This is a genomic window from Providencia sp. PROV269 (genome assembly GCF_028477785.1).
Taxonomy (GTDB): Bacteria; Pseudomonadota; Gammaproteobacteria; order Enterobacterales; family Enterobacteriaceae; genus Providencia; species Providencia rettgeri.
In genome coordinates, this window is sequence record NZ_JAMPLV010000011.1 from 21,540 (window position 1) to 46,004 (window position 24,465).

At 36.7% G+C, this 24,465-nt stretch carries 26 protein-coding genes and 2 pseudogenes; 13 read left to right on the forward strand and 15 right to left on the reverse strand.

What is annotated here, in order from left to right; all coding sequences use genetic code 11:
* The first annotated feature begins 18 nt into the window (after positions 1–18).
* From PR683_RS14275 to PR683_RS14310, 8 genes are all read left to right on the forward strand, one after another.
* Positions 19–327 carry an EscF/YscF/HrpA family type III secretion system needle major subunit gene (locus PR683_RS14275; RefSeq protein ID WP_123382662.1) on the forward strand — a complete coding sequence of 103 codons (309 nt, stop codon included), beginning with the start codon at positions 19–21 and terminating at the stop codon, positions 325–327.
* 55 nt (positions 328–382) lie between these two features.
* Entirely contained in the window at positions 383–679 is a 297-nt protein-coding gene (gene sctI, locus PR683_RS14280; RefSeq protein WP_110731501.1) for a type III secretion system inner rod subunit SctI, read from the forward strand.
* Positions 680–682: 3 nt separating this feature from the next.
* Positions 683–1,432, forward strand: coding sequence for a type III secretion system inner membrane ring lipoprotein SctJ (gene sctJ / locus PR683_RS14285; protein ID WP_272581828.1), 750 nt, complete (start codon positions 683–685; stop codon positions 1,430–1,432).
* Entirely contained in the window at positions 1,416–1,973 is a 558-nt protein-coding gene (locus PR683_RS14290) for a hypothetical protein (RefSeq protein WP_109912314.1), read from the forward strand. Before sctJ ends, PR683_RS14290 begins: the two co-directional genes overlap by 17 nt.
* On the forward strand, positions 1,945–2,607 hold the full coding sequence (locus PR683_RS14295) for a hypothetical protein (protein ID WP_004266198.1): 663 nt from the start codon (positions 1,945–1,947) through the stop codon (positions 2,605–2,607). The genes PR683_RS14290 and PR683_RS14295 overlap by 29 nt, the downstream gene beginning before the upstream one ends.
* The gene (locus PR683_RS14300; protein WP_164528250.1) at positions 2,585–3,043 is read left to right on the forward strand and encodes a hypothetical protein; all 459 of its coding nucleotides are present in this window, start codon (positions 2,585–2,587) and stop codon (positions 3,041–3,043) included. Before PR683_RS14295 ends, PR683_RS14300 begins: the two co-directional genes overlap by 23 nt.
* 318 nt (positions 3,044–3,361) lie before the next feature.
* Complete coding sequence (locus tag PR683_RS14305) at positions 3,362–3,781, forward strand: winged helix-turn-helix domain-containing protein (RefSeq protein ID WP_115168233.1); 420 nt, start codon at positions 3,362–3,364, stop codon at positions 3,779–3,781.
* Positions 3,782–3,912: 131 nt separating this feature from the next.
* Complete coding sequence (locus PR683_RS14310) at positions 3,913–4,263, forward strand: YbaY family lipoprotein (RefSeq protein WP_162617353.1); 351 nt, start codon at positions 3,913–3,915, stop codon at positions 4,261–4,263.
* 62 nt (positions 4,264–4,325) lie between these two features.
* Here the strand turns inward: PR683_RS14310 and PR683_RS14315 are convergent, their stop codons facing one another.
* Positions 4,326–4,793 carry a MarR family winged helix-turn-helix transcriptional regulator gene (locus PR683_RS14315; protein ID WP_110731507.1) on the reverse strand — a complete coding sequence of 156 codons (468 nt, stop codon included), beginning with the start codon at positions 4,791–4,793 and terminating at the stop codon, positions 4,326–4,328.
* Positions 4,794–4,901: 108 nt separating this feature from the next.
* On the opposite strand from PR683_RS14315, the gene PR683_RS14320 reads away from it, so the two are divergent.
* Positions 4,902–6,728: an FUSC family protein gene (locus PR683_RS14320; RefSeq protein WP_272581829.1), complete on the forward strand. Its 1,827-nt coding sequence runs from the start codon at positions 4,902–4,904 to the stop codon at positions 6,726–6,728.
* 36 nt (positions 6,729–6,764) lie between these two features.
* Positions 6,765–6,872, forward strand: a pseudogene (locus tag PR683_RS14325) (TetR/AcrR family transcriptional regulator C-terminal domain-containing protein); the annotation flags it as partial.
* 35 nt (positions 6,873–6,907) lie between these two features.
* Here PR683_RS14325 and norR read toward each other — a convergent pair.
* Entirely contained in the window at positions 6,908–8,422 is a 1,515-nt protein-coding gene (gene norR, locus PR683_RS14330) for a nitric oxide reductase transcriptional regulator NorR (RefSeq protein ID WP_210845131.1), read from the reverse strand.
* A gap of 181 nt (positions 8,423–8,603) precedes the next feature.
* Between norR and norV the strand changes: the two are divergent.
* Positions 8,604–9,797, forward strand: a pseudogene (norV, locus tag PR683_RS14335) (anaerobic nitric oxide reductase flavorubredoxin); the annotation flags it as partial.
* Positions 9,798–9,859: 62 nt separating this feature from the next.
* Positions 9,860–10,522: an iron-sulfur cluster repair protein YtfE gene (gene ytfE / locus PR683_RS14340; RefSeq protein WP_196719960.1), complete on the forward strand. Its 663-nt coding sequence runs from the start codon at positions 9,860–9,862 to the stop codon at positions 10,520–10,522.
* Positions 10,523–10,594: 72 nt separating this feature from the next.
* Here ytfE and PR683_RS14345 read toward each other — a convergent pair whose 3' ends face one another.
* The 4 genes from PR683_RS14345 to PR683_RS14360 form a co-directional block, all read right to left on the reverse strand.
* Positions 10,595–11,965, reverse strand: a complete 1,371-nt coding sequence (locus PR683_RS14345; protein WP_004266207.1) for a class-II fumarase/aspartase family protein — start codon at positions 11,963–11,965, stop codon at positions 10,595–10,597.
* A 14-nt stretch (positions 11,966–11,979) separates the two neighbouring features.
* The gene (locus PR683_RS14350) at positions 11,980–13,536 is read right to left on the reverse strand and encodes a PTS transporter subunit EIIC (RefSeq protein WP_004266208.1); all 1,557 of its coding nucleotides are present in this window, start codon (positions 13,534–13,536) and stop codon (positions 11,980–11,982) included.
* A 194-nt stretch (positions 13,537–13,730) separates the two neighbouring features.
* Complete coding sequence (locus tag PR683_RS14355; RefSeq protein ID WP_109912305.1) at positions 13,731–14,471, reverse strand: MurR/RpiR family transcriptional regulator; 741 nt, start codon at positions 14,469–14,471, stop codon at positions 13,731–13,733.
* Between the two features lie 370 nt (positions 14,472–14,841).
* Positions 14,842–15,318 (reverse strand): cold-shock protein, encoded by a 477-nt coding sequence (locus tag PR683_RS14360; protein ID WP_042851702.1) that lies wholly within the window; start codon positions 15,316–15,318, stop codon positions 14,842–14,844.
* 189 nt (positions 15,319–15,507) lie between these two features.
* Here PR683_RS14360 and PR683_RS14365 point away from each other — a divergent pair, with 189 nt between their 5' ends.
* Positions 15,508–16,197 (forward strand): RluA family pseudouridine synthase, encoded by a 690-nt coding sequence (locus tag PR683_RS14365; RefSeq protein ID WP_004266211.1) that lies wholly within the window; start codon positions 15,508–15,510, stop codon positions 16,195–16,197.
* Between the two features lie 102 nt (positions 16,198–16,299).
* Here PR683_RS14365 and PR683_RS14370 read toward each other — a convergent pair whose 3' ends face one another.
* The 9 genes from PR683_RS14370 to PR683_RS14410 form a co-directional block, all read right to left on the reverse strand.
* Complete coding sequence (locus PR683_RS14370; protein WP_004266212.1) at positions 16,300–16,839, reverse strand: DUF2058 domain-containing protein; 540 nt, start codon at positions 16,837–16,839, stop codon at positions 16,300–16,302.
* A gap of 294 nt (positions 16,840–17,133) precedes the next feature.
* The gene (locus PR683_RS14375; RefSeq protein WP_004266213.1) at positions 17,134–18,135 is read right to left on the reverse strand and encodes a fimbrial protein; all 1,002 of its coding nucleotides are present in this window, start codon (positions 18,133–18,135) and stop codon (positions 17,134–17,136) included.
* Positions 18,136–18,148: 13 nt separating this feature from the next.
* On the reverse strand, positions 18,149–18,715 hold the full coding sequence (locus PR683_RS14380) for a fimbrial protein (RefSeq protein WP_004266214.1): 567 nt from the start codon (positions 18,713–18,715) through the stop codon (positions 18,149–18,151).
* A gap of 39 nt (positions 18,716–18,754) precedes the next feature.
* Entirely contained in the window at positions 18,755–19,372 is a 618-nt protein-coding gene (locus tag PR683_RS14385) for a fimbrial protein (RefSeq protein ID WP_109912303.1), read from the reverse strand.
* Between the two features lie 8 nt (positions 19,373–19,380).
* On the reverse strand, positions 19,381–20,130 hold the full coding sequence (locus tag PR683_RS14390; RefSeq protein ID WP_004266216.1) for a fimbria/pilus periplasmic chaperone: 750 nt from the start codon (positions 20,128–20,130) through the stop codon (positions 19,381–19,383).
* Positions 20,131–20,143: 13 nt separating this feature from the next.
* Positions 20,144–22,675 carry an outer membrane usher protein gene (locus tag PR683_RS14395; RefSeq protein WP_042851471.1) on the reverse strand — a complete coding sequence of 844 codons (2,532 nt, stop codon included), beginning with the start codon at positions 22,673–22,675 and terminating at the stop codon, positions 20,144–20,146.
* Positions 22,676–22,704: 29 nt separating this feature from the next.
* Complete coding sequence (locus PR683_RS14400; RefSeq protein WP_042851703.1) at positions 22,705–23,232, reverse strand: fimbrial protein; 528 nt, start codon at positions 23,230–23,232, stop codon at positions 22,705–22,707.
* 84 nt (positions 23,233–23,316) lie between these two features.
* Positions 23,317–23,880 carry a fimbrial protein gene (locus PR683_RS14405; RefSeq protein WP_004266219.1) on the reverse strand — a complete coding sequence of 188 codons (564 nt, stop codon included), beginning with the start codon at positions 23,878–23,880 and terminating at the stop codon, positions 23,317–23,319.
* 82 nt (positions 23,881–23,962) lie between these two features.
* Positions 23,963–24,352: a helix-turn-helix domain-containing protein gene (locus tag PR683_RS14410; RefSeq protein ID WP_004263121.1), complete on the reverse strand. Its 390-nt coding sequence runs from the start codon at positions 24,350–24,352 to the stop codon at positions 23,963–23,965.
* Positions 24,353–24,465 lie beyond the last annotated feature (113 nt).

Below are 24,465 nucleotides of genomic sequence, written 5' to 3' on the forward strand. Positions count from 1 at the left end.
ATAAAGAGGAAACAAAAAATGGCAGATATGATCTCAGGTTTAAATACCGATGAAAAATGGGCCGAATCCGCTCTAGAAACTTTAGGTACTGACAAAAATAATATGGGTATGATCTATCGTACCTCTGCCAGTATTAGCTATAAAGCAAAACAATTCGGCGATGAGTTAAATACAATTCTTGCTGATAAAACATTAGAAGTCGATAACCCACTAGTGCTGGCGAAAATCACCGCCATAAGTGGTAATTATAATATGGCACGCCAATTACAGAGTAACTTTATGAAATCCATTAAAGATACTGACCAAGCTCTTATTCGTAACGTTTAATATTCAATAGAGCATCATTGACGATGGTGCTCTACCTTCATTTAGGAAATACATTATGTCGCCTATTACTTCAAATTTATCGATGATAAATTCCACAGAGATAGCCTCAGAGATACCGTCATCAATCCCCATTGCCGATAAAGTTAAAGAGTTTTTTGCTGAATACAGCGCATCGACGAACCAAGAAAGAACTGCATTAATGAATAGTGTCAATACCATTGACCCAAGTAACCCAGTTCAATTACTGCAATTTCAAAATCGTGTCGGTAAATACAGCCTTGCTATGAATATGATTAGCACACTAACACATAAAAGTGTTTCTGCGATTGATACCGTTTTAAAAGCTCAATAAGCCATGAATATTTTAAAAAAATTTATCTTAATTAGTTTTATTGGCTTATTAATGGGGTGTGATAACCAATTATTACTCAGTCATTTAAGCCAAAGACAAAGTAACGAAGTATTAGCCATACTCCAAGAGCATGGTGTTGAGGCTACGCGTAAACAAGATAATAAAAACGGAGATTCCATTCGTGTTCAACCAAGTGACTTTGTTATTGCGGTAGATTTACTGCGCCAATATAACCTGCCCTCAAAAGAACCAGTGGAAATTATCCAAGCATTTCCTGGTGACTCTTTAGTGGCCTCACCACAGGCAGAACGTACCCGCTTGCTTTCTTTAATTGAACAACGCCTTGAGCAATCGCTACTTACCATCCCTGATATTATTAACGCACGTGTGCATGTTAGTTATCCATTAAATGGCAATAATCCGACTAAACAAATGCAAAATGTTTCCAGCTTGGTGACCTATTCTGGGAGTGAAGACCCCCAAATGATGATGCATAAGATTAAACTGTTTCTAACGAACAGTTTTGCTGAGGCAAATTACGATAATGTCTCAGTCGTGGTCGTCAATCGCCCGCCGTTGCAATATCAAGTTAAGTCTGAGCCTGAACATACATTTAACCCAGTCATAATCGGCTCAATTATTGCTGCAATGATCATTCTTTTGACTATTTTACTGTTACTGTGGCGCCAGCTAAGTAACAAAAAATCAGCAACTAATCTGGTAGGGAAACCTGTTGATGACAGTGCTGAATAATCTACTCATTACACAAGGAAATATTTTCCTCGCTCCGGGATGTTATTTTCATAGTGAATTTAATGGGGTTGGATATAAAGACTTTCCTCCTATACTGCAACGTAAACATAACCAGCAATTGATTCAGCAATACGCATTACCTTTACCTAACGAGAAAACGCCCTTGTTACCCAAAGTATTATCTGAACATTGGGCTTTATTACCAGAGGTAGCGTTAGGTTTAGGGATTTTGTTACACGCTGAACCGCTTCCTTGGTGGGTTGAACTTTCCAAATATCGTGTCTTACATACACGCTTGAGCCGCCCACTTTGGCAATCAGAAAATCAACCTACAACTTCACCACAGGTATTAACTGCCCTTGGGGTACAACAATTATTGATGTGTTTAGCCCCCTTTGGCACCGCTTACACCCTTCGAGCTAAATATATGTTTAGTCTTGAAACTCAGCAACTTATACCGTCATCAGTAAAAACGATGCTACCTTGGAATACTATTGAAGAGACATGCCGTTATGTCAGAGAAAATACCCCAGAATGTTAAACAGACAATGTCTGAAAAAGTCTTGATCAAATATCAAGCATTAAGTGCCGATAGATACCACAAAACTATGACTCAACAAGCTCAAAAAAAGGCAAGTGAGTATTACCAACAAGCGAAACAACAGCAAGAAACTATCTATCAAAGTGCTTATCAGCAAGGTTATTACGACGGCATTAAACAACTATTAACTGACTTTATTCACGTATTAGAAACCAGTGAAATTCAGTACCAAGAAAATACCAGTCAAAGCAAAGAACAGCTGATGAAAATATTGAATGACATTTTTGGTAATAATGAGCTACAAGAGGTGGTTGCTGTTTATTTTGAAAAGCAATATGCAAAAGTGACAAATACCACATTACATCTACCAGCAAAAATGCAAACTCGTATTGCCCAAAGCGGCTCTGATATGAAATTTTCAACCGCTGCTGATAATACAATCGCCTTAGAGGTTGATAATAAAATTACCTATTTTTCCCCTATTACCGCCTCTAAAAATATTTTTCCTCATGTATTTTCTGTTCCAACACAATGCCAAATTTTAAAAATGCATAAAAAGACCTATCAAAACTTAATAACCACAATAAATTCAATACAGGAAGAACACAAAGATGCTGGTCAATTTACAAGCTAAGGCTATCAGTCCTCAACATAGCAGATCTCAAATTCACACTGAAAACATTCAAAATAAAATGACTTCATTATGGCAGAAGAAAAATATGGATAGTAAAAAAATAGATTTTTCCCCTAAAGAAAAAAATAAAATTAACAAGTTTATTGATGAACTTAAGTCAAAAGAAGATAGAAAAGTATTTTTTTCTCACGTATTTAAGACGATGATTACATTAGGTAGAGATGAAAAACAAAACTTTATTACCGGTGTTAGTCAAATATTACAATCATCAAGTGACCCTGAGCTAGTTTCATTAAATAAAAAATTTAATCGCTCGCTCAGCCATTATATGGCTATCAGTTTGATGAGTGCTCCTCTTAGCAACCAACTTCGTCATAATATGACTAACATTAATTTAGAGGGTAACGATAATGAGGAAGACGAACTACTAATCTAACATTAAATTTCTCTCCCCCCTTATCATTTACTTATTTCCCATCGACTAATATTTATAGGTTTGGTATGTTTTTTTAATATGCTAAGCCTATTTATTTGACAAAAACAAATAAATATAAAAAATATAAATAAAAATTGATATATACAACCCATGAATATAGTTTAAATTCTCCCCATCAAAACACATGAACCCAATATCAAAAAACGATTTTATTTTCTAAATATTCTGACTAGCCTCGTTTTTTTATATTGGAATACATTTCATCAACAGTTAGTATAGGTATAGATTATGACCGATTTATCAACAATAGATAATTTTATGGATAACATTGACTATAGTGAAAAAGAATCAATGATTCTCTTGTCTGGGCATGTAGTATATGACCCACTCAAGCGAACACTTTCGCGTGAAAAAAAAGTCGTTAACCTTTCAGAAAATGAATCATGCCTTCTTAAATTATTACTAGTAAAAACAAATAGTAAAAGAGAAGTTATGTACGAGATTTGGGAAAAAAGAGGCACTATCGTGACTGAAAGTAGCTATTACAAGCTAGTCAGACAATTGCGACAATCCTTTAAAAAAATTGATCTAGATGAAAATTTAATTATGACTTTACCTCGCATTGGTATTTTATACACAGGGGAAAAATCAGAAATGCCGATGCTTTCTAAATACGATGCCAAGAAAAGTATTTACACCTATATGCGATATTTTTTTCAGAAGATTTTTATTCGTTAATCACTATAATTAGATTTCGCCAAAGAGAACATTTAATGTTAAATATTAACCCCAACTTTTCAAAAAAACACATTTTTTCAATATTCATATTTTTTATAACTTTCATGCTATCCGCTTGTAGTAATAATTTAATGAGTTATTTTACTCAAACTCCCACTTATCATATCAATGGTAATATTTATTCACATTCTTACGATATTCCTGAAAATGCCACAATCACACTGTCGTTGACGTCAATACTACAGAATGAAAACAATGCAAAGTCTAATCTTGATTACAGTTTCAAATCACAAAGTGCAGGACGTAGTATCGCATTTACCGTCGCTCTTCCTGAAGAATTTCAATCCAAACGATATACCTTAGGAATGAGTGCAAGAATTGAAAAAGATGGTGAATTAATCATGATGAGTAATAAATTGAGCCCAATACCTGAGAACTTATCTGAAATAGTACTACTTCCGGTGGCTGCCATTCAGCAATAGTAACACTCATTTCATCAAGACCAATTAAAAATATTCTATCCCCTCTTAATGGGGAATTATATTTACCGGCACTCATTGAGTTCTTCTAATAAACGCGGAAAATCTGCCACCGAGCTTTCAATGGCTCGTTTTGCCAAACTTTCTAGTGCGCTAAATAGCTGTTCAGCCTCTTGTTCTGGCAAGTCCGCTGCTAAATAATCATTCCACTTATTTAGTTTGTAATTTAACTCATTCACAATCGTTTTGCCGCGTGATGTCAACGAAACATGATAAACCCGTTTATCAACTAAACTATTCGTTTTAGCAACCCACCCCTTAGCTAAAAATTTGCTCACTCCTCGAGTCGTTACTGATTTATCCACAACCATGGCTTTTGTAATTTGCTCTAGGGTTGACTCATCATACTGATCAATATGCAAAATCATCAAACACTCAATGGCATTGATACCATAAGGCTCCCCCATCCACTTCATATAATGATGAGCAGCTCGGCTTATCACCCCAAACACTCTGGCTTGCTCTGTACGCATAATGCCTCTTTAGTTGATTTTATCAACTAATTAGTTAATAATTACTGTGACTTTAGTTGATATTATCAACTAATAAACCATTTAACACGCCAAATTTACTCATACTCAATGCTACAAAACATCACTTTTTTGCACCGTTTAGGGTTTAATCCTATACGCTTTCGTTTTGCGGTGATTACGGCTTGTGCCTCAATTGCTGCTCTATTTATTGCTCAATATTTGCAGCTTGTTCACCCACAGTGGGCAGCCATGACCGTCTGGGCCTCTGCACAACCTTGGCGCGAAAACTTACTGGAAAAAAGTTGGTGGCGTTTCGCGGGAACAGTCATTGGCGTGCTAGTTGGCGTAATATTAATTCAACTACACATTATCAGCCCGCTATTATTTATCGTAGGGCTGGCATTATGGTTAGGAGCATGTAGCGGTATTGGTCAACTGCAAAAAGGCTTTGTGGCCTATGGTACCTTTTTAGCGGGTTATTCCGCGGTCATGGTCAGCATGCTAAGTGTCCACATTACAGATAACCTGTTTATGGTCGCTTGGGATCGGCTATGGACTATCCTTGTTGGCGTTCTTTCCGCAGTAGTTTTCAATGTTTTATTTACACCAAAACGTGAACAAGAACCCGTTATTACACTTAAAAACCAAGTTGATATACTATTTTATCAAATTTTGCATCGCACACTTGAGAAAAAAAAACCAATTAAGTCACAGGAAATTGACCAACTCTGGCAAGTGATGACAAGTTATGAGGAAATTCTAGAAACGAATCGCATCGGCTGTCATTACCACCGTAAACAAGTTGCTAAAGCACGTCAAAAACTTATGTTTCAAAGCCAAATATTATTACACCTAGATAAATATCAATCCATTGCACCCTTTTATTTTCCTGCACAAGAGCCCGCTGACAAAGAGTGGAAATATATTTTATCATTATGCCCCAATGGTGTACTTAAAATGCTTTTAGTCCCGTTTTACTATGCTACTTTAGGTAAATCAATCAAGAAGATAAATAAAACTGACAAATTAAAACTCCACCAAGATAAAATTTCCGCATGGCAATCTTTCACTCGTTCTTTTGTTACAATAGGCGCCGTCGGTGTTTTATGGTTCTGGACACAATGGCAAATGTTGGCTTACCTCATTCTCGGCCTTTCCGTGATGTTGGCTCTATTCGCTTCCCTTGATCACCCCGCAAGATTCATGAAAAATATTTTCACAGGGCAATTTTTTGGTGCTATTGCTGCGTTAATCTGTATGTGGTGTTTATGGCCCTTTACTTCTTCATCTTGGCAAATGACCTTTCTCATCATTCCTGTGATTATTAGCGGCATTGTGATTTTTTCTCATAATCGCTTAATTTTAATCGCTTTTGATTACATCATGGTTTCGTTGATTTTACTGCAACCGTCTTATCCTTTTGCGCTTTCATTCCCTCAAAGCATCGGTAATGCCATTGCGATTGTTTCCGGCCCATTAGTTGCAATGGCCGCTTTCGCATGGATTTATCCCACCAGCCCTAAAAAACGTTACCAGCAATTAATTTATCTTTCAGAACAGCAATTTAAACAGGGAATTACAGCTCTAATCCAAAGCCATAAACCATCTACAACTCAGTTTATCCACCGCTTATTTAGTGGATTATTACTAGCAAAAAAAGCAAATTTCTCGCCCTCACCTATATTCGATTTTTTTATCACTCGGCAAAGTATTTGGCTGTACCTACTTATTTTACAAAAGCAATTTGCACATCATGCATCAAAGAAAAGAGCCCTTATTGCACTTGAAAAACGTATTCAACAAAACCGGTTTGATTTGAAGAAAATCTCCACACTATTTCGGCATTTACAACGTAACGAAAGTGATAATGAAGAGCTTGAGCAACTCGAGAAATATGTGAAACTCTATATGAAAAAGGAATATTGCCAAAAATAAGGCAAGAAATAATCTGAATTTAACCAATTATCTAAAGATAAATATCCCTATACATGGAAAGCCAAAGAAATGTTGTTTGCTAATAACTACGATTTGAAATTTGCTGACGGGCTACAGCTTATTATTAATGGATTAGAAAATTAAGATTCTAAGGGCAGCATTACGATGCCCTTAATACTTTATTTCAGGCCTAGTCGTTTAGCTAGTCGATGTAAGTTAGCAATATCTAAAGATAATTCTCTAGCACATGCAGACCAATTATGATGGTTTTGTTCCAGTACTTGTGTAATGACTTTACGCTGAAAGTCATCTGTTGCTTCACGTAAGTTTTTAGTTAATGGTATTACTTTCTTTGAGGTTTCCGTAAACTCATACTCATTGTTATCAAAGATAAAATATTGAGGCTGTAAGATAATATCGCCAGTGTCAATTGAGGCACGAGCAAGAACAACAGCACGATGAATCGCATGTTCCAATTCACGTACATTGCCAGGCCATGAATAGTTGAGTAAATACCTTTGTAATGAAGAACTCAGTACCACACTAGATAAACCAAAACGCTGACGATATTGCTCACAAAAATATCCGGCTAATAAAATAATATCTTCACCACGTTCTTTTAATGGGGGAACAAGTAGAGGAAATACGCTTAAACGATGGAATAAATCTGCCCTAAACCGCCCCTCTAATACTTCTTCGCGTAGATCACGATTAGTTGCCGCTAATACACGGACATTAACGCGTAAACTGCGGTCATCACCAACACGTTGAATATCACCATATTGCAATACTCGCAGTAATTTTGCCTGTAATGCTAATGACAACTCTCCAATTTCATCTAAAAATAAAGTGCCATTATCCGCCATTTCAAATTTACCACTACGGTGACTAATTGCTCCCGTAAAAGCCCCTTTAACATGGCCGAATAATTCACTTTCTGCCACGCTCTCAGGTAATGCCGCACAGTTTAAATAAATAAGAGGATACTCTGCTCGAAGGGATTTTTCATGAATGGATTTAACAACTAATTCTTTTCCTGTTCCCGTTTCTCCGCTAACCAGAACATTTAATTCTGACACAGCAACAATATCGATTTCCTTTTTTAATTGTTGCATACGAAGAGATAAACCGATGATTTCGGTTTCTCCTGAAGGTTTAAATCGTATAGGTTTACCCGACAATATATTTTGGTTTTCAAGCTGTTCAATAAGTAATGCATTATTTAATGCCCCAGCAGCTAATGCAGCAATTAACCTAAGTGACTCATTGCTAAATGCATCGAATTGATCAGGTTCCATGCCATCTAATGTTAATGCACCAATAAGATTCTGCCCCGCATATAAAGGTAAGCCGACACAAGCATGGACTTTTAGATGCTGATGATGAGGAATTAACCCATCGTATGGATCAGGGAGCTGGCTATCCGCAGGAAAACGTACTACATCGCCAGCTCTTGCAATTGCTTCAAGCCGAGGGTGTCCCGTCAAAAAGAATCGGCGACCTAAAACATCAGCCATTAATCCATCAATTGCTAAGGGAATAAATTGACCTGGTTCATAGCGCAATAACGCACAAGCATCGCACCCTAATGATTGCCTTAATGTAGTAATCAAACGCTGAAACCGATCTGCATGTTCCATACCATCTTGTAACTCTATTGCGATCTTTGCTAATGCTTCAACAGAAAAACCCATGATCTACTCCCCATAGTCAATTTGACAACAAGTATAGTCATAATGACGATTATTGATACAGTCATTATGACTATAAATTAAAAATATTTATTTAAATTTATCTAAAAATCAATTGGTTAAATATTGGCATGAATATTGATTATATCTTCCTATACTTTAAAAAATACAGGATAAAATTAATATGGCGATTCATGTAAAAAATAATATTCATTGGGTGGGTCAACGTGATTGGGAAGTACGTGACTTTCATGGAACCGAATATAAAACATTAAAGGGAAGTAGTTATAATAGTTATTTAATCCGCGAAGAAAAAAATGTCCTTATTGATACTGTCGATCATAAGTTTAGTCGTGAATTTGTTGAAAACTTACGTTCACAAATTGATTTAAATGATATTGACTATATCGTGATTAACCACGCAGAAGAAGATCATGCCGGTGCATTAACTGAATTAATGCGCTTTATTCCTAATACCCCGATCTATTGCACCGCCAATGCTATTGATTCAATAAATGGTCACCACCACCATCCCGAGTGGAATTTTAAGATCGTTAAAACAGGCGATACGCTCAATATAGGTAATAATAAGCAATTGATTTTCATTGAAACTCCAATGCTACATTGGCCTGACAGTATGATGACTTATTTTACTAAAGATGCAGTGCTTTTTAGTAATGATGCTTTCGGGCAGCACTATTGTGATGAGCGATTATTTAATGATGAGGTCGACCAAAATGAATTATTTGAGCAATGCCAGCGCTACTATGCCAATATTCTTACACCATTTAGCCGCTTAGTAACGCCAAAAATAAATGAAATTTTAGGCTTTAACCTACCTGTCGATATGATAGCCACGTCACACGGGGTAGTATGGCGTAATAACCCAAATCAAATCATTGAATTATATTTGAAGTGGGCAGCAGATTACCAAGAAGACCGAATCACTATTTTCTACGATACCATGTCAAATAATACCCGTTTAATGGCAGATGCAATCGCTCAAGGCATCAATGAGGCCGACCCTAATGTCTCCGTTAAAATATTTAACGTTGCACGCAGTGATAAAAACGACATTATTACTCATGTTTTCCGCTCCAAGGCGGCACTGGTCGGTACCTCAACCATGAATAATGTCATGATGCCCAAAATAGCAGGTATGCTTGAAGAAATTACTGGCTTACGTTTTTTAAATAAAAAAGCCGCTGCTTTTGGGAGTTTTGGCTGGAATGGTGGCGCTGTTGATCGTGTTCAAACACGTTTGATGGATGCCGGTTTTGATACCGCATTATCTTTAAAAGCAAAATGGAAACCAGACACAAAAACATTAGATGACTGCCGTGAGTATGGACGTAATATTGCTCGCCAATGGGCATTACCTGCATAAATTAACTAACAAAGTAGCATCAGAATTTTATGATTTTTTAGAGGATACCTCATATGCAATTTAGAGATAAAACACTTGGACAGCTCGCATTATCTATTCCTAGAGCCTCTTCTTTATTCCGCCAATATAATATGGATTACTGTTGTGGTGGAAAACAGACTCTCAGCCGTAGTGCAGAAAAATTAAATTTAGATATTGACCTATTAGAAAGCCAATTAGCTAAATTAGCCACAGAAACGTTAGAAAAAGACTGGCGTAAAGCTCCGCTCGGTGAAATTATCGATTTTATCATTATTCGCTATCATGATAGGCATAGAGAACAATTACCTGAGCTTATTTTACAAGCACAAAAAGTTGAACGCGTTCATGCAAATAAGCCAAGCGTGCCAAAAGGTTTATCAAAATACTTAGAAGCATTACTGGAAGAATTAACTAGCCATATGATGAAAGAGGAACGCGTTTTATTCCCTATGATAAAAAATGGAATGGGCAAAAACGCGGCAGGCCCAATTAGTGTGATGGAGCAAGAACATGATGATGCTGGTGATATCTTAGAGGCCATTAAAGGCATTACCGATAATGTTACACCGCCACCAGAAGCCTGTACTACCTGGCGTGTATTGTATAATGGTATCAATGAATTGATTGATGACTTAATGAATCATATTAACCTAGAAAATAATTTATTATTCCCAAGAGCACTCGCTGGCGAATAAACACATAACGGCCTATTTATATAATAGATAGGCCGTTATTTTAAATATTTTTATATAATATACTAAAAATACCTATTGATATTGTTGCTTAATTTCTTGGGCAATTGCTAATCCACGTTTTGCTTCTTTTTCAGCAATTTCGACAGATAACCCAATATAAGACCTTGGGTCGAGCATGGCTTTAATTTCTTCATTACTGAACGCTGCTGATATCACACTGTTTTTGGTTAAATTAGTGTAGAAATCCTCCCCATCCGCTGCCGTTTTAATAGCTTCTTCATACAGAAGGGAATGAGCTTTATCTTTACCTAATTTTTCCGCCATCTTCATCATGACATATTCAGTATTATCAAGACCTTTATTTCTCAATACATTATGAAGCATTCTCTCTTCATGTGGCACAATCGTCCTCGAAAGCTCCTCTGTTCTTAATAAAATTTCTGTGGTTAATTCCAAAGCTTCTTCGATTAACCCATCAAATAACATATAAGAACTACTATCTCCTTCATAAGGCCTTACCGCGGAATACATACCAACACTTGGTAAGGAATATAATTTCTGCGAGTTAGCGATAATTCCCTTTGCCAGTTTCGGGTTTATTTTATGTGGCATAGTACTACTGCCTACTGTTCCTTTGGTAAACCCTTCAGAAACTTCTGCAATTTCTTCTAACGTTGTGCTATAGACCTCTTCGCCGATTTTATGGCAAATATTCGCCATTAGCGCTAAATTTGCCATATATTCAAGTTTATGGGTGCTCAAATTTCTGGATGGTACTTCCATGGCTTCCATCCCCACCAGTTCAGCGACACGTTTTTGTACCGCCATTCCAACCTCAGGCATCGAGTTAAAAGCGCCAACTGCACCGCCCATCATAATAGTGAATACGCGCTTTTCACACTCTTTCATTCGCTGATAACAGTCAATAAAGTCACTGATCCACACTGAAACCTTATAGCCATAGGTTATCGGAATTGCATGACGCCCATGGGTTCTTCCCGGCATCACCATATGTTTGGTTTTTTCAGCCAGATTCGACAAGTTTTCGATGATTTCACCCAATAACAACATAAATTTATGGTGTACGGTTTTCATCATATACAGCTGTGAACTTTGCTGAATATTTTGTGTGGTAATACCATAATGGATATATTTACCGCTTTCCTCAGAGCAAGCATTCACTAAAACCTTTAAGAAAGGTACGAAACCATGGCCTATTTTTTGGTAAATACGGCTCATTTCTTCAAAATCGATATTTTCGATTACGGCCTTTTCTTTAATTTCATTTGCCGCTGATTGAGGAATAAATCCCAGTTCAGCTTGAGCTTGGGCCAACATGGATTCAAACATTAACCAAGTAGAATATTTTGCTTCATCAGACAATAAGTCTTTAATTCCACGGTCATCAATAGTTTTACTTTTAGAATCGTATAATGCTCTCATTTCGTATCCTTTCTTTATTTCTTCATTGCTTCATCAACAGCATTGCGAACGAACTCAACCTTTGGTCCATATACGACATGGACGTGGTTTGCCGATGGAAAGAAGAATGCGGTACATCCTGATTCCAACATTAAATCTTTATCAATTTGGTTAACTTCTCCAACATCAATACGCATACGAGTAATACAGTTATCTACGTTACGAATATTTTGTTTTCCACCTAATGCTTGGATTAAAATTTCTGCGATTTCGCCGTAGCGTTTTTCTTTAATTAAAGTATTTTTCAGATTACTAGATTCTTCACGACCAGGAGTTTTAATATCAAATTTAATAATTGCCCAGTAGAAAATAAAGTAAGTGACGACGGCTAAACAGCTACCGATAATAACAAGGAAGATCCAGTTAGTGTGTTCGTACAGCAGACCAAAGATAGTAAAATCAAAGACGGTTCCACGAATATAACCGATACCAACCTCAGCCAATGAAAGTAACACCGCACCAATACCGACAATAATGGCATAAATTAAATACAGTAATGGCGCAATGAATACGAAGGTAAATTCGAGTGGCTCTGTGACGTTACCAAGCATTGCCGTTAATACCATGGTGACAAGCATGGATTTCACTTCTGCGCGGTTTTCTTTCTTCGATGTTTTATATATAGCAAGAGCAATCGCAGGGAAGAGGAACAATGTAACCAACATTTGTTGCTGCGCCATAAAGCGAGTCAAACTTGGCATCATCGCCCAATATTCGCTATCCGGGCCTTGGTTAAATAGCACTTCAGTTAATGCAGGGACAACACCAACAAAGGTTTGGCCATCAATAATATAAGTACCACCCGCTTCAGTGAATCTAAACAAAACGTTCCATACATGGTGTAAACCAAATGGAATAAATAAACGTTCGCCTCCAGCCGTAAAAAATGGCCCCACTGGACTTAAAAATACCGCAGAGAGTTTCATTAAACCTTGAACTAATACTTCCCAAATAAACGGTAATAACGCTCCCACCCCAATCATTAAGCCTATCATAATAATAGAAACGGATTTTTTACCGGAAAAGAAAGCGAATGCGGTCGGTAACTCAAGGTTATAAAACTTATCGGTGGCCCAAGCGGCAATCAAACCAGTAATAATCCCTCCGGCAGCACTGATATTTAAAGTTTGTATGCCAAGAACTTTAATTTGTCCCACTTGACCCATCATTGCAGGGTCTGCAAGTTTGCCGGTAAGGACTAACCAAATATTCATGGTGATGATCAGCGATAAGTAACCGACTACCGAGGCAAAGACGGCAATTCCCTTATCTCGATGGCTCATCCCATAGGCCACACCCATTGCAAAGAGCAAGGGAATATTATCAAAAATAACACCTGCGATTGAACGAATACTGACAAGTAATGCATTAACCGTTTCATTTCCAAGAAAAGGAAAACGTGCAATCATATAAGTCTGCACTAATGCACCACTGATACCCAATATCATACCAATAGGGGCTAATACACCTATCGGAAGGAGTAATGTTCTCCCAAAGCGTTGAATAGATTCACCAAACTTTTTTCTGGCCATACTGTTTCCTTATGACTTCTATTATTAGAATTAAAGGCATACTAGCTTGGGGGGGTTATAAAAGAAATGATGTCACGGTTTTAAAAATTATCTTAGGTCATAATTAATGACCTAGGTCATTTTAATACAAAACTCATTGCCAAAAATAAAAATGAAAGACAGGTGAAATTTTTTTAGGAAGTAAAAAAGGAAGTTTAAAGTAGGTTTTCTAATTCATTGATAAGTAAATCAACTAAAATAAAAAAGCCAATTCTGGATTTGGTATCATCCCTTTTAGTATCAAAATTATCGGCAAAACAAAACAGAGTATTATCAGTATAAGTGGTTAATTCATTGGTATTAAAAGCGGTCATGCTAATAATATTCGCCCCTTTTAATTGCACAATTTTTGCTGTTTCAATAATTTTTTTTGTTCCACCAGATAGCGAGATAAAAATGACAGTGTCATCTTTGCTAACTAATCGAGTGAAAGAGTCAGATAAATTGTAGTCATTAATGAAAAAACAGTGTAGTCCTAACGCAAATAGCAAATGCTCAAGGTAATAACCAACCGCTTTGCTTGTTCCTCTTGCAACAATAAAAATATTTCTCGATTTATGTAGTATTTTAGCACAATCACTAATTTGCTCTTCATTAATTAACGTAAAGCTTTTATTAATATTTTTTTCGAGTTGTTTTTTATAAGATGACGGGATAATTTTTTCAGTTTTATTTTTTGTTAAAATATAATTATTAATCTGAAATTTAAGCTCTTTAAACCCACTAAACCCTAATTTTTGCGATAAATTAATGATAACTGTTTTAGAAACAAAGGTTTTAGCAACCAGCTCATTAATATTTAAGTAAGGGATATCCGTAATGTTATCAGTCAGGTATTTTAAAACTTTTTTTTCGCTAATGGTTAAATTATCGTAATTTTTTAAGAAATCCAACATATCCCCCCCTTAATCAGCCTAATTAACCCAGAAGTCATTCTTTTTATGATAATAAAGTCAATATAGGCAACCAATCGATTGATTATACGTTAAATGAGCAACCGATGTTGAATTTAAGAAGTGATTTTTGTGAAATGCGACAGTAATCGAGGAAAAATTGGTATCACAATAGGTTGTTTCCTTTGTGATACCTTTTATACAAATAATTCAGCTACTTCATCAGCACCATTACAAACACGGTACATTGAGTGTTCTCACTAGGGAGCTCGTCGTCAATCTGATGCTTTCTAGTACTGAATAGTAGAAGAAAGAATAACATGATAAACAAGCAAATAGCGCTTCCCTTGAGCGCTATTTGCCTTACAAAAAATCACTTAAATTTGAGTTGCTTCACAGCTTCATCAATATCAATTTCATCTTCCGAAAATGTTAAAGCAGTACCATGTAATGTGCTAATTTCTAATTTTTTCAAGGAGCGCATTTGGTCCGGTTTATCTGATTTAGGTTTAATGCTGTTCATCAATGCACCAATAGATAACACAGTATTTTCTTTATCAATACGTGTATCGGCAGGCACGTCCACCGAATAAACGCGATAAGATTTTATAGATGTAATCTTAATGCGCTCACCCGCAATATAAATATATTTGCTTTCAGGTATGACTTTGACTGCAAATGCAGACAACCCTTTATTATTTGTCGTCGGTTCGAAAGTGACTACAGCATTTTTTTTAATCAACTCAGGGTTGGCAACTTTAACCACATGAAAATAACGGTTATCGCCATTCTCATCTTTGATAAATCCAAAACCTTTATCTTCGAACCATGTTGTGATCGTTCCATTCATCGCCATTACCGCCTAATTAATCTTTTATTGATTCAGTTTTTACAACGCGCAGTATAGAGCACAATGCGTGTGCAGACTACGGCTTTACTTTTAGTCTGAGTGATAAATTTACGTGATGCAAGTAGCAAGCATTCGCCTGCATACTAAAAATTGGTTATTATCAACCGCTATTCTTTGTTGGAAAGGCTAATGACTGAAATCATCGACACCTTTATTGCGCCGCCCTGCCACGGTAAGATAGAAATTATCTACCAGGATGAACATCTTGCTCTTATTAATAAGCCGAGTGGCCTACTAAGCCTTTCTGGAAAAAACCCACAAAACTTAGATTCAGTGCATTACCGATTAGTACAAATCTTCCCTGAATGTACTCTTGTTCACCGACTCGATTTTGGCACTTCAGGATTAATGGTGATTGCACGTAATAAAGCAGTGAATGCCGCTCTGAGCCAACAATTTAGCCAGCGAACGGTAATTAAAGTATATCAAGCTCTACTTTGTGGTCACTTAACTGATGATGAGGGTATCATTGATGCTGCAATAGCAAGAGACCCAGCACTGTTTCCTCGCATGTCTCTTTGCGAAATTAATGGCAAACCTGCCCGCTCCCACTATCACGTGATTGAACGTCTGTATCACCCACTAGATAATGGCACATTGCTTCCAGTAACCCGAGTCCAATTAATTCCAGAAACGGGTCGAACGCATCAGCTTCGTATCCATTGCCAACAATTAGGTCACCCTATATTAGGCTGTGACCTATATGGGGGCCAAATACCAGAGCATGCATCTCGGCTCATGTTGCACGCCAGCGAACTGCATTTTGTTCATCCCATTAGCCAAGAAAGCGTTAATACTCGCTGTGCGAGCCCGTTTTAACGCCCAAGTAACCACTGTCTCATTTTATGACTGGTAAAATAAATTGCTCTGCCCTGTAAGTGCACATCGCTAGCCGTACTTCAATTTAAGTTATGACGAATATTACCACATCAGGTCGTCAGGGATCTTAAAGTCCGCGTACGGGTCATCTTCATCTTGTTCTTCTTGGCTGAGCGCATTATTGAGTACGATACTATCCGCATCCCTTTGGGTTATTTTATCCGCTACACTTGCAGGGATAATCACATACTCATTGTTATCACTATTCTCAATCGCTAAACGGGCAATCGCCAGACGACCGCTGATCAATTGTGTTTGTGTTATTTTATCTACAACAACTTGCTTGATCACATTGTTATCGGTGAAATTAAAACTAATATCTCCCTTTGAAATATCAACTTTATTCATCTCAATAAGTTGTTTAACTTGCGCTTTAAACTCTTTGGATTGCACCATTTGCTTATGCTGTTCGCTTAATTGCTTATCACGTTCAAGCTGTGCTTTTTTATTCTCTTCTACGGCTTCCCTTGCTTCACGCGCTTGAACGCGTGATTTTTTAGCCGTTCTTTGCACTTTAGCCATCTTCTTACTGGTGACTAATCCTGCTTTTAGCATTTGCTCTTGTAAGGTGAGTTTTGCCATCTTCGCCTCTAAATCTATCAGATAATTATGTGATTATACCTTTAGCCGCTGAGACCTGATAGGCTTTGAGCTTCATTGATAGAGAAATTATGTGATGTTATTTAAGAAAATATGCTAACGAGGATAATTCAAAATTCGGCGTGTTTAACTTATTTTGTCTAATCTAAAATGTGTTTATAAAAAACCATCAATATATTGTGATTTTTTATAGGCACGATTTACTCAGTAACCATAGAGAGCTGATGAGAAAAAATAGAGGCTTTCATCCACATAAAAACCTCTCTATTTCAATAACTACGGAGTGGACATAATAATGGTAGCTGCTGAACTAAACTGGCCTTCTATCAATTCATTTGGCGATAAATTAGGTTTTTTAACTAGCGTAAACATTAGTGTGTCTCTACCATGCCCATTTTCTATTTTTGAATCGAAATGCCCATTCATAGGGGAAACTCTTTGCCCTTGATGATAAATCTCAACACCTAATCCCGGCATAATAGGACCTTGACTACCAATATCTCCAGTTCTAACAAGTAAAGCGTCAGATGAAAAAGTCGAAGTTTCTCCGCTAATAATCATCTTTATTGGCGCTGTCAGATTATTATCTTCACAACTATAAGTGATTTCTGCGTTACGTTGAAAACGGCTTGCACTTCCCACTGTTGAAATACCCGATGCATTTACTGTTTCAAAATCAACAATGATGATTTGGTTATCATTGATATCACACGTACCCGTTCCAACAACTACATCATTACCTGCATAGAAATTCCATTTAAAATAAGCATGGTCAATATGCTGATTACTATTTACAAATGTCGCATATTTATGGAGATCTAACGTCATCAGCAAATCGCCTTTTCTTACCAAAACTGATGGCGTTGGTTTAACATTTACCTGTAAATATAATTTAATTTGTAAAGGTTCACTTGCTGTGGTTAAACGAAATACTTGAATTTCTTTACCGCTAAATGGTGCTAAATAGTAAGCACCACGCACGACCACTCCCGCTTTTAATTCTGGGTTATTCTTAAATGTGGGACCAAGGTCAGCACCAGTCACATTTAAATAATCAACATAAGCACTAGGGGCTTCATTACGGCAGGTCATAAAATCACTCACATCCGCAAATTCATTTATACGATTAGGTACAGCAAAAATATCATTATCTAGAGGAACATCATAAATACTTTGTGTTCCCCCACCAACTTCTTGTCCTCCATTAGTTTTACACTGGAAAGCAAAAATAGTCGGGGAAAATAATAAGGTTGCGAGAAGTAATATTAACATCTTCATTGTTACTGATACCTTAATCATAAATTAAACTAAAAATAGCGGTTGCAGTAAAATGGCCAAACGCAATACTTTTATTTTTTATTGCATCAGGTTCCCCTTGCACATTCGCATTAAAACTTAAAATATTCGTGCCATTCTCTAAATTGTATGCAGGCGTCGTACTATTAATAGGAATTTTTTTACCACTAAATTCTAAGATTTCAATTCCGATACCCGAAGCCATGCTGCCAGAATCTAATGCAAGAAGGCCTGGTAAATGGGTATTTTCGCTTCCTGTAAACTTAACGGTCACCGTTCTAAAGATACTATTATCACAGTCATCTAAATGAATATTAAAATTTTCAAGTGGTGTTTTTTGGTTAATATAGAGGTATTTATTAACAATAGTACCAAAGTCCACAATGATATTTTCATCACCAGGTCTTACTGTACAAGCTTCTGCGACAAGTTGTCCTCGTATCTTAATTTCACCGATTTGACCATTTTTTGCCTGACTCGGTAACGGAAAAAATAACAAACTTAATAGCATCGAGAGTATTATTTTTTTAAATTTATAAAAATTGAAATTTAAGTTATTCATATAAATACCTTCAATGCTATATCAGAAAATCTATTAAGATTATTCATACGTTATTTGAAAAGAAATAACACTTCGATAAGCTCCAGCCTGTAATTTTTCTGCGATTCTTACGGGAGCTACATAATAAGTTAAAATATTTTGCCCCGGAGAAATAAGCTCAGGTTCACTGTACTCACCAAAAGCAATTTCTTTTCCTTTAGGATTAGTTATCTGTAATCCAAGCCCATTAACACCTTCAACTCTCGCTATGTTCGGCCTAAAAGGGACAACTGGCGTGATAAACCTAATTTTCATACCTGGCTGAGAAAGACTCCATGTGACATTACCGGATTTATTGTTTCTCAATACCGTTGGGGTTTCGATACAATCCAATAACTCGATGTTTACCGGCGTCTTGTGGCCTTGGGCGCCAATTGTTTTTAATGATGCAGTTTCAATATTTCCTAAATCAACGGATTGAAATGCAGAATCCATCGATAAATGGCATGCACTCTCCGTTAATGAGCCATAAACGAAAATTTTACCATTTGCACCTTCAACATCCCAATTACCTGTTGTGTTATAAAAGGCATTATTTGAGGCCGCATATATCACAGCTGAATGAAATATGAGAGATAATCCAAAGAGTAAGGAAAAGCTTTTTTGATTAATCATCATTTTCCTCTCTATTTACTTTCAGGAACAACCTGACATGTATTTGCTTGACATTTAAATTGAAGTTTTGGCCGGCCACCATAGTCATTTATATAGGTCAATACCGGATTTGCCCCCACAGTAGAACTTGGAACTCCTAATTTTTCTTCACTAAATGGTGCAACCATAACTGCCTTAAAATTCTGATTTACCGGTGAATTTTTTCGCTCAGCCGCACCAATAATCGTGATATAAAAGGGAGTTGGGTTTTTAATGATATATTGGTCACCTTGCTTAATAAGCTGTGTTTTTTCTTGCCAAGGGTTATTCAGCATTTCTGTTTCGCTTAGCATGATACTTTTAGGACGATAAAATAATTTAATTTTGCTCTGTAACGCTAATTGCAAAACATTCGGTTTATCACTTTTTGGCGGGATCTCCCTTAAATTAAAGTAATAAACACTTTCTCTATCCTGAGGTAACTGACTAATTTCAGGAAGCGCCTCAATACGGACTTGGCTTGATTTTTCGGGTTCAACTCGCTGTACTGGCGGTAATACAGCAAACGGTGAAGTGATTTTTACCCCTTGAATATTTTCAATCCACCCTTGAGCCAAATAAGGTAGCTGGTTATTTTTATTAGTAATAGTAATTGAAACGCTTTTTTGATCGCCATTAAAAATAACTCGGGTTCTATCTAAAGCAATTGCCGAGAATGCGCTTCCGCTAACTAAACTGCTTAATAAAATAGTACTGATATATAAATTAGTTAATTTTTTCATAGCAATCACTCATTTACAGATTATTATCTGCTTCATTACGTTTATTTGATAATGGTTTACAAGGAATAAATAATCCTTGGTTAATTGTTTCTAAATTTTCAGGAAAATTAATTTCACATTGTGCTTCACCACCCCAATGAATAATCATGACTTCATTTGGGTTGATACCACTAACATAGGCATATCCATTATCAGTGACTATTCCCGTTTCTTTTCCTTTCAAATTCGTGATCTGAGCGCCAAATGGCGGTGCAGAACCGTCAGACATACGCATTGAAAGCATCATCTTTTCACCAGACAACACATTAAATTTGCGATAGCCAATCGCGCCTTCTGTTAATGTCGCTTGAACAATAGAATCCGTTACCTCGGCATTATTCGGTAATGCATTTAAATCGACTTTAACTTTACTGCGGTAGTAGCTATTTAAATCAGGGACAACCACTTTACCAAATGCATTTGATGCAATAGGTATCCCTCGGTCTGATACGGGAATTTTAGCCACACCATCAGTGTCAATGAGCAAACGAGTTCCGCCAATATTTGAGACTCGATGAGCATCCGCACCATTTAAAGTCATGGTAAATCCGCCTTGTGCCCCTACCCCAAATGATGTGTAATTATTATGAATATAGCTGGCATTCGCAGTTAACTTAGTATTATCACCATAATGGGTAATATAGGTGCTTGCGGTTCCACCTTTGTTGGTCGAACCTGCACTGACTTGATAATTGGTTCTATCTGACAATTTGTCATAATAGGTTGCTCGATTAACAGTATCATCCCGTGTTGCTTGTAATGAATAACCAATATTTGCACCATTTCCCCAAGGCATTGAAGCTGAGATATACAGGCCATCATCATTTGTTTCGTTATATTTATTACGATAGGCCGATAACGAAATATTAATATTCTTCAGGCTTCCCCAATCTAAGGTTTTTGTCACCATTAAATTGTAGCGATTACTTTCTGGCTTATCCCAATAGGTTTGGTGCGAGTAGTTTAAATAAGCTGTAATTCTCGATTCTCTAAAGTTTTTATTTAAAGAAATCACATACATTTCTTTATTACTACCTTGACGCTCACCTGAATCTTTAGCCGTTAAAAAATCGGTTACAGTCATAAAACTGCGTTCTGAGAATCGGTAACCTGCGAACTGAACTTGGCTATCATAGTCATCAAAACGTTTTGAATAGTTTATTCGATAAGAATTACCTGTGAGTTTTTTATCATTAGGAATATTTGCAATAGAATGCGTAATATCGAAAGATAAGGCACCAAATGCCAATAAGTCACGACCGACACCCACGTTGAATGCATTATAGTCTTGGCTATTTAATGAACCAGCAAGCAATGACCAACCATTAGTGACACCCCACGACATTTCACCACTCGCAAATGTATCTCCATTGACATGATGATCCATATCCGTTGGGCGACCCATCGCTAGTTTATATCGAATACTACCTGGTCGAGTTAAATAAGGGATATTGGCTGTTTCAACCTGATATTCTTGAACCGAACCATCCTGCTCTTCGATTCGAACATCCAGTTTTCCCGTCGTCGCATCACTTAAATTTTGAATACGGAAAGGACCCGCGGCGACTTGTTCTTGATAAATAATTCGCCCTTGTTGGCTAACAATCACCGTCGCATTTGTCGTAGCAACACCTGTTATTTCAGGTGCATACCCACGTAAATTAGGTGGTAACATTAAGATATCAGAGCGTAAGCCAACACCTGTAAATCGAAAACTATCGAATAAATCGGTGTTAAAATAGTCCTCACCCAAGGTCAATTTCGCTTTAATACTGGTTAACGCTTTATAGGCGTATAGTCGGCTCCATTGAAAGTCATGCTCATTTTTACTATTCGAGCCAGTTTCTCGTTGAGCACGCCCCTGCCAATCTCCCCTAAAGCGCCATGCACCAAGGTTCACACCTGCGACACCATTTGCTGTCACATTATAGTTGCTATTGTTATCATGAGGCTTATTCGCTCTTGCGTTTATATTGTAGTCTAAAATAGCCCCTGAAATTCCTTCATCCCACAAAGAAGGCGGATCCCAGTTAGCTGTTCTATATTCAAGGTAGGCTTGAGGTATACTCAGATACAACGTAGAGTCAGATAAATCCCCTCGAGCTTGAAAGCCAGGCAAACTGCGTAAATCAAGACACTCATTATTATGCCACCACGTAATTTGCTTCAACGAACTAGCTGTTAATCCTAGCTGCTGGACTTGTTCTGGTGTGATACAAACGAGGCTATCTTCAGGGTCGTTTTCTGGTGCATAGAATGAAAACCGTTGCTCAGGTAAAGTTTCTTTATTTACTTGTACTTTGAGGGGATAAATACCAGGCATAATATAGCCTGCACGTGAGAATTGCTTAATATCAATGTTTTTTTTGTCTTCTAAATCAAATAATGCCGTATTAAATTGTATGGTATCGGCAGCATATAACTGAGCGGATAATGATCCAAATGTAATCATTATCGTTGTCGTTATTATATTTATTTTGTGTTGTTTAAAAAACATAAAAAACATCCCTAAAACACCAATATAATTTCTTAGAATTAATAATAATCGACCTTGAACCTTAATAAGGTTTGGTAATTACCCGCTTTAACAGGATGATAATTGGTGACTAATTGCATTTGATATTTCAGGATCATTGTCCCTGGCGTAATTCCTAATGCGGGTAATGGCTTTCCTGGTGTAATGGAATATCCCGATATATCATGCAATGCCAATTGCACTCCTTTTGCTTCACCCGAGAGTGTGAAAAAATCACCTTCTGATGGACCATCAAAAGTGACTTCGAGTGAATTCCATTCGTTATTATCTTTCGAATATTTTTCCCAACGACAATCAATGAGCTTAATATTGAATTCTTTTATGGGGCCTTTCCCAACTTCACGAATATAGCTTGTTGGAAGCACCCCCATATTAATGGTCTGATCCCTAGACCCAATATCTATTGCGCAGGCAGTATCGACTATTTCGCCATTCATCGTGACTTTTCCCCATCCATGAGATGATGCAGCCATTTGTGGCGAAAGAAATAATGTTAGAAGAAATAGAGAAGATACTTTTCTTCGCAAATAGATAAATCCTTTCACTTTAACCTCTGACTTAATTTGGTGATTAGTAGAGGAACACAAAGGTATTCCTCTTAAACTAATCAATTAGTTATAAGTTAAGGTAAAGTTAGTTACGCCTTCGAATTTACCTAATGGAATTTTATCAACCGCAACGTTTGCACCTTGTACATAAGCGCTATAACGCAATGTATTATCACCCGCTTGTAATTGGTGTTCTTGAGCTGTTGCAACTCCCATATTTAACGCTGCACCATTAGTATCCGTTAATTGAATACCCACGTTGCCAGCAATAGTTGGGTCTGTTGCATCTAAGCCTGTTACACCGAGTAATTTAGAGTTGAAAGCAGCGCTAGCACCAGAGAATGTGATACTCACTTTATCGTTGTACACTTTATCATCTGCATCTTTCGGGAATACACAGTCTTCCAATTCAATATTGAATTGCTTCGCGCTAGAAGTACCACCATTCGCTAAAACAGAGTTAGCGATTTGGCCTAACCATACTGTTTGGTCAATAGAATCTGAACTAATTGAGCAAGGTGCATCAATGATTTCACCTTTAAATGTGACTTTACCATGCCCTTGATCAGCAAGTGCTGGAGATGCAATAGCGGCAGAAACTAGCGCGGCTAAAAATACTTTTTTCATTTGAACCTCATTTATATATAACAACGTGATGATTACCCAACATGATGTAGGGCATAGTTAGAATTTATTATTTTTAAAATAACTATTTGCTGTATAAAGAATTTAAAATAATTTCTGTTTGTCGATTAAAAATATAATGGTAGTTATCCTTTTCATCGGATAAGCATTCACTATTATGAATAAATGAATTAGCACTAGGATTTTTTTCATTTATTTTCAATGATACACTTTCAAAAAATGCACTCGGGCTAATTTCTAGATAAAATAAAATTGAAAATAGCATTCCACAATTAATGCTACATATTCCTCTTTCATAACGAGATATTTGTTGTTGTGATATCTTTAATTTTTTAGCTAGATCACTACCACTAAGCCCTTTCTCTTTTCTAAGATGCGATAATTCCATGCCAATTTGTTCAGTTAGTATTTTCTGAAAGCTATCTATACTGGTCTTTAATTTATTACTTTTCATATCTCACCAATTAAAGCCTTGTGTAATGTGGCAAAACAATCAGAACCGCTTATAAAGTGAACAATTTATTTTTTGAAATGCAAAAAAAACGCAACAAAATAAATCAAAATGTT

Coding starts and splice junctions, on each gene's coding strand:
- PR683_RS14275 (WP_123382662.1), top strand. CDS start 19: ATGGCAGATATGATCTCAGGTTTAAATACCGATGAAAAATGGGCCGAA.
- sctI (WP_110731501.1), top strand. CDS start 383: ATGTCGCCTATTACTTCAAATTTATCGATGATAAATTCCACAGAGATA.
- sctJ (WP_272581828.1), top strand. CDS start 683: ATGAATATTTTAAAAAAATTTATCTTAATTAGTTTTATTGGCTTATTA.
- PR683_RS14290 (WP_109912314.1), top strand. CDS start 1,416: ATGACAGTGCTGAATAATCTACTCATTACACAAGGAAATATTTTCCTC.
- PR683_RS14295 (WP_004266198.1), top strand. CDS start 1,945: ATGTCAGAGAAAATACCCCAGAATGTTAAACAGACAATGTCTGAAAAA.
- PR683_RS14300 (WP_164528250.1), top strand. CDS start 2,585: ATGCTGGTCAATTTACAAGCTAAGGCTATCAGTCCTCAACATAGCAGA.
- PR683_RS14305 (WP_115168233.1), top strand. CDS start 3,362: ATGGATAACATTGACTATAGTGAAAAAGAATCAATGATTCTCTTGTCT.
- PR683_RS14310 (WP_162617353.1), top strand. CDS start 3,913: ATGAGTTATTTTACTCAAACTCCCACTTATCATATCAATGGTAATATT.
- PR683_RS14315 (WP_110731507.1), bottom strand. CDS start 4,793: ATGCGTACAGAGCAAGCCAGAGTGTTTGGGGTGATAAGCCGAGCTGCT.
- PR683_RS14320 (WP_272581829.1), top strand. CDS start 4,902: ATGCTACAAAACATCACTTTTTTGCACCGTTTAGGGTTTAATCCTATA.
- norR (WP_210845131.1), bottom strand. CDS start 8,422: ATGGGTTTTTCTGTTGAAGCATTAGCAAAGATCGCAATAGAGTTACAA.
- ytfE (WP_196719960.1), top strand. CDS start 9,860: ATGCAATTTAGAGATAAAACACTTGGACAGCTCGCATTATCTATTCCT.
- PR683_RS14345 (WP_004266207.1), bottom strand. CDS start 11,965: ATGAGAGCATTATACGATTCTAAAAGTAAAACTATTGATGACCGTGGA.
- PR683_RS14350 (WP_004266208.1), bottom strand. CDS start 13,536: ATGGCCAGAAAAAAGTTTGGTGAATCTATTCAACGCTTTGGGAGAACA.
- PR683_RS14355 (WP_109912305.1), bottom strand. CDS start 14,471: ATGTTGGATTTCTTAAAAAATTACGATAATTTAACCATTAGCGAAAAA.
- PR683_RS14360 (WP_042851702.1), bottom strand. CDS start 15,318: ATGAATGGAACGATCACAACATGGTTCGAAGATAAAGGTTTTGGATTT.
- PR683_RS14365 (WP_004266211.1), top strand. CDS start 15,508: ATGACTGAAATCATCGACACCTTTATTGCGCCGCCCTGCCACGGTAAG.
- PR683_RS14370 (WP_004266212.1), bottom strand. CDS start 16,839: ATGGCAAAACTCACCTTACAAGAGCAAATGCTAAAAGCAGGATTAGTC.
- PR683_RS14375 (WP_004266213.1), bottom strand. CDS start 18,135: ATGAAGATGTTAATATTACTTCTCGCAACCTTATTATTTTCCCCGACT.
- PR683_RS14380 (WP_004266214.1), bottom strand. CDS start 18,715: ATGAATAACTTAAATTTCAATTTTTATAAATTTAAAAAAATAATACTC.
- PR683_RS14385 (WP_109912303.1), bottom strand. CDS start 19,372: ATGATGATTAATCAAAAAAGCTTTTCCTTACTCTTTGGATTATCTCTC.
- PR683_RS14390 (WP_004266216.1), bottom strand. CDS start 20,130: ATGAAAAAATTAACTAATTTATATATCAGTACTATTTTATTAAGCAGT.
- PR683_RS14395 (WP_042851471.1), bottom strand. CDS start 22,675: ATGTTTTTTATGTTTTTTAAACAACACAAAATAAATATAATAACGACA.
- PR683_RS14405 (WP_004266219.1), bottom strand. CDS start 23,880: ATGAAAAAAGTATTTTTAGCCGCGCTAGTTTCTGCCGCTATTGCATCT.
- PR683_RS14410 (WP_004263121.1), bottom strand. CDS start 24,352: ATGAAAAGTAATAAATTAAAGACCAGTATAGATAGCTTTCAGAAAATA.